The organism is Rhodoluna sp. (assembly GCF_024641065.1).
Classification (GTDB): domain Bacteria; phylum Actinomycetota; class Actinomycetes; order Actinomycetales; family Microbacteriaceae; genus Rhodoluna.
This window is the reverse complement of sequence record NZ_JAHEDV010000016.1, coordinates 1-4,551: the sequence shown is the minus strand read 5'-3', so window position 1 is coordinate 4,551 and position 4,551 is coordinate 1. Positions and strand designations below refer to the sequence as shown.

3 protein-coding genes and 1 pseudogene are annotated in these 4,551 nt (G+C 52.7%); 2 read left to right on the top strand and 2 right to left on the bottom strand.

The features are described from left to right. Positions 1–324 (bottom strand): annotated as a pseudogene (locus tag Q0L26_RS05585) (hypothetical protein); the annotation flags it as partial. A gap of 1 nt (position 325) precedes the next feature. Further along, the gene (locus tag Q0L26_RS05580) at positions 326–1,360 is read right to left on the bottom strand and encodes a hypothetical protein (RefSeq protein WP_296648520.1); all 1,035 of its coding nucleotides are present in this window, start codon (positions 1,358–1,360) and stop codon (positions 326–328) included. Between the two features lie 30 nt (positions 1,361–1,390). On the opposite strand from Q0L26_RS05580, the gene Q0L26_RS05575 reads away from it, so the two are divergent. Together Q0L26_RS05575 and Q0L26_RS05570 are read left to right on the top strand one after the other, a co-directional pair. Continuing rightward, complete coding sequence (locus Q0L26_RS05575) at positions 1,391–2,380, top strand: carbohydrate kinase (RefSeq protein ID WP_296648518.1); 990 nt, start codon at positions 1,391–1,393, stop codon at positions 2,378–2,380. 112 nt (positions 2,381–2,492) lie between these two features. Beyond that, positions 2,493–4,551 (top strand): TM0106 family RecB-like putative nuclease (locus Q0L26_RS05570; RefSeq protein WP_296648516.1); only part of this gene is annotated, 2,059 nt, incomplete at its 3' end.

Below are 4,551 nucleotides of genomic sequence, written 5' to 3'. Positions count from 1 at the left end.
GTTGGCGTTGGCCGAGGTACAAACCGTCCAGATCCCAGCTGGCATAGAGGTCAAAAGTTCAACTGCCCCAGGTAGCGGCGTGGTCAGGTGTGCGGTTACTTGTTCCAGCTCGTTGATGCGATCGTTAGCCGTTTCAAAAAGTTCGGCAGCTACGAGTTGGCGAACCTTGTCTTCCGCACGCACTCCACTGTTTTCAGGTTGATCCCAAAAGAAGTCTGGCGCGAACTCTTTAGACCATTGTTCCCAGCCGATGCGCGCTGCCTCGTGTGAGTCCACCAGCACACCGTCGTTGTCAAATAACAATCCCGATGCAAAAAACTTCAAATTACTTGCTTTCTTTATTTCGCTCGGTGATGGTGACATAGATGCCAACAATCGCAAGCAAAATCAATACCTTAGCCGGCGCCAGTTCTTGAATTAACCAGGTCCAGGTTGGTGCGTTAATTACAGAATCAGAAAAGCACTCGGAGTCAACACAAGTTGCCGGTGGGTTGGTCCAGGTGCGCAACTTATTAATTGCCTCGGCACCAAATGAGAAAGCCATGATGGTCACCACTGAGCCAAAAACTATTGAGAGCACAAGATTTAGATTCGCAGCACCAGCAGCAAGAGCGGTGCGTGGTTTTGGAGCGGCAGGTTTTGCAGACTTAGCCTTTGCGGCGAAGCGAGTGCCAAAGACCACACCGGCTGCCACGATGGCGATGATGATCACCCAAACCCAAACCTGCAAGTTTGTGCGAGTCACGTCGTAAACGCCAAGACCAAAGATGATGGCAACTGCGGTTGCCAAAATAGGAATCGCATAGCCAAGGCCAAGTGCCTTTTGGGCTTCAGACATCTTTTGCTTGACGCCATCGGTGTTTGTAGTTTCATCGTTACGGAACACGAACGCGGCAAGCAGCACGTAAACCACCAAACCGGTGGCCAACAGAATTGGAACGTAGACGCTGAAGATGCGCAGCACCGGATTTTCGGCGCGGTCAGAGTAAGAGTTAAAGGCGCCCATAAAGTTGCCGATTGCAAAGATGGCACCGGCGGCCAAACCAAGAATTATTCCAAGGGTTGTAAAGCGTTGGGCGGCACGGGCAAGGGCGTTGCTCTCACCATTCTCGCGGCGGGCGCGAATGGCCAAACCCTGGGCAAGAAGTGAGCTGATTGCTACCGAGGCAATTCCCAACAGAAATAGGTATGGGGCAATGTGGAAAACATCCTGAGTGAAAAGAGCCTCGCCGGTGTTGCTGTACTGCGGCTGGGGCACGAATAGGTCGGCAAGAACCGCCCCCATAAAGGCCAGCCAGGCCACAAAAAGTCCCAGCAGCGGAAGAGCAATAGCACGGTTTGCCAAAGGAATTCTGTTCATGACCCCAGCCTATCCCTCTAAACTTTTGGCATGATCCTTGTTATCGGCGAAGCACTGATTGACCTGTTCGAGAACCGCCACCAGGCCGGTTCATTCAACGCGATTGTTGGTGGTGCAAATGCCAACGTTTCAATTGCACTTGCTCGCCGAGGTACACCGCAGCAATTTCTAGCGCGCATTTCTAATGACGGCTTTGGCAAAATCATTCGCGCCAAGCTTGAGGCAAATCGCGTAGGCCTGGATCACGCAATTTCTGCAACAGAGCAAAGCACGCTGGTAACTATTTCTTTGGATTCTGCCGGTGTGCCAAGTTACGCATTCTATGTAAACGGCACTGCAGACTGGGCGTGGACTCCGGACGAACTACCAACCGATGCCGATCTTGAAAACATGCACGCAACCGCAATTCAATTTGGTTGCTTGACTATGGCGATGGGCCCAGGCAACTTGGTAATTGAAGACTGGGCCCGCGAACACTTCAAACAAAAGTCTGTAACCATCAGTCACGACATCAACATTCGCCCGGCACTTGGATTTGAGCGCAATCACGAGCGCCTTCGCGTTGAACGAATCAATGACATCTCACACATCATCAAGGCATCTGACGAAGACATTCACTGGTTGTACGACATGGCCGACGGCGAAGACGTAGACAAAGTTGTTTGGAAGTGGATTGGCGAGAGTGCTCGTCACGTTTTCATTACTCGCGGCGGCGACGGAGTATCGGTGTACCGACTTGGTGCTGATGGATCGCGTGTGCGTTTTGATGTGGCTTCGCGCAAGATCAACGTGGTTGACACCGTGGGTGCCGGCGACACATTCTGCGCCAATCTGCTTGGGCAACTTTCTGATGTTGACGCCTTGGGCACCGATCCGTTCGACCGCCTGCAGAATCTGAGCGACGACGTACTGCGTGAGTTTGTTTGGACCGCCGGTATCGCCGCCTCAATCACCTGTGAGCGCGCCGGAGCCGAGCCGCCAACCAAGGCAGATCTAGCGGCTGTTCTGGCAACCCTTTAGATTTCAACACCGATACCCCCTGGCCGCTTAAATGTCAGTGGGTCGTGGGACAATCTCCATACAAAGAAAACAGCTGGGCGACCAGCTCTAACAAAATCTTGGAGAGATCCACATGTATAAATTAAAAGACGACCACGGTACCCAAAATATTTGGGCCTTCAACACTCGCGACCTAATGCGAGCCTCAACCTGTGATCACTGCATCAAGTTGGCGATTGCCAAAGAGCTGGATATGCCAGGGGTTCGCGCTCTGGTTGAGCCCTACGAACTTGAAGGCAAGACCCTGGCAATGGCCTATGGTGACAAATTTGAAGCAGAGATAGAGGAAGAGCTTCGTGCCTCGCTTGGCGACGGCGACTTCAAGCGCCCAGAGGGCAAAGACACTTTTGCCGAGACCGTGGCGCTCATGCACGCCGGTGTTCCAGTTATTTACCAGGGTGCGCTACGACACCGATCAGGCCTTGCCGAATTCACCGGTCGCCCAGACTTTCTAGTTCGCGGCGATTACGAACTTGAATTCGTTAAGGGCAAGCTGGTTGCCAAGCCTTCTAAAGAACGTATTGGGGTAGCCGGTTATATCGCCTGGGATGCCAAGCTGGCCAGCTCGGCCAAGCCACACTACCTATTACAGGTTGCTCTCTACGTTGAGGCGCTCGATGCACTTGGCCTAAAGGCAGATGCCATGCACGGTCTAATTCTTGGCTCGCGCACCATCGAACTGTTTGAAGAAGGTGAGATCGTTCCTGCCATGCGTCAGGCTCGTTCTTACCTAGAGGCTGCGTTTGAGCAAGTAGCGGCTGGTGAACTCAGTGACTTTGAACTTAAGCACCTCTCGCTGCACTGTGATGTGCAAAGCACCTGTGTCATTTGCGAATATCCGGATCTGTGCGAGCACAATCGCAAAGAGGTTGATCACCTGGTGCAGATTGCTGGCATCAACAAGTCGCAAATTGAAAAGCTAAAGAAGGCTGGCATCACCACAATGGCAGCGCTTGCCAGCGCCACCGATGACCAACGCCCAAGCGACTTTGTCCCGGGCAGCTTCGACAAACTTCGCAAGCAAGCGAAACTTCAAACCAGCTTTCGTGAAACAGGCAAGCACTCATATGTTGTGGTCGACGATCCTGAAATCGGTGTACTTCCACCTGCATCGCCAAATGACATTTTCTTTGACATGGAGGGCTTCCCATACTTTGAAGAAAAGGGCGGGCTGGAGTATTTGTTTGGCGCCATAACTCGCGACAAAAAGTTCCACGAGTTTTGGGCGCACGACCGCGAGCAAGAGGCAGTTGCCTTTGCCGACTTCGTGAAGTTTGCTTACGACAAATTGCAGGCAGATCCAACCGCGCACGTTTATCACTACGCACCATACGAGGTGACCGCACTGAATAAGTTGGCTTCGCGCCACGGCGTGATGGAGGCAGAGGTTGACTGGCTAATTGGTCAGGGAAAAATGATTGACCTTTATAAAGTGGTCAAGGGTTCAATCATGGTTAGCCAGCCAAGCTACTCAATCAAAAAGCTTGAGGCGTTTTACGAATTTGGCCGCAAGAGCACCGTGGTTGATGCCGGTTCAAGTATCGAAGAGTATGACTACTACCGCCAGCTAGCCGAGCAAGATCAGGCCGAGGCCAAGCGAGTGCTTCAGACAATCGCGGACTACAACGAGGACGACTGCGTCTCTACCCTGGCGCTTTACGAATGGCTGTCGTCAATGCCAGGCGCGCATGCCAAGTACAACGAGTTCCGTCAGGCGGTTGATAGAAAAAAAGCTGAGTGGGCCGCTGACCCAGAAGACCAAGACAGCGCAACCAACAAGGCCGAGCGCGAACTAGCTGAGTTGCAGCGCGCCACAGATCACATGGCAAAGGCAATCGCCGATTGGCGTTGGGGTGAAAACACCGATGCCGACTATCGGGCCAAAATCTGGCAGGCGCTTATGCACTCGGTGCTTTATTACAAGCGCGAAGAAGTTATTACTTTTCGAGAACGCTACCTACGCCGCGAAGCAGTCGATGAAACCCTGCACGCGGATCGCAAGGCGCTGGTGGTTAGTGGTTGCGTACGCGAGGCAAGCGGCTTTGATGGAATGCACCTAAACCCAACCGTGAAGATCACCCTTGATTACACCTACGATTTGGACCCTGGCCAAACCCTGATGCTCAAGGCTG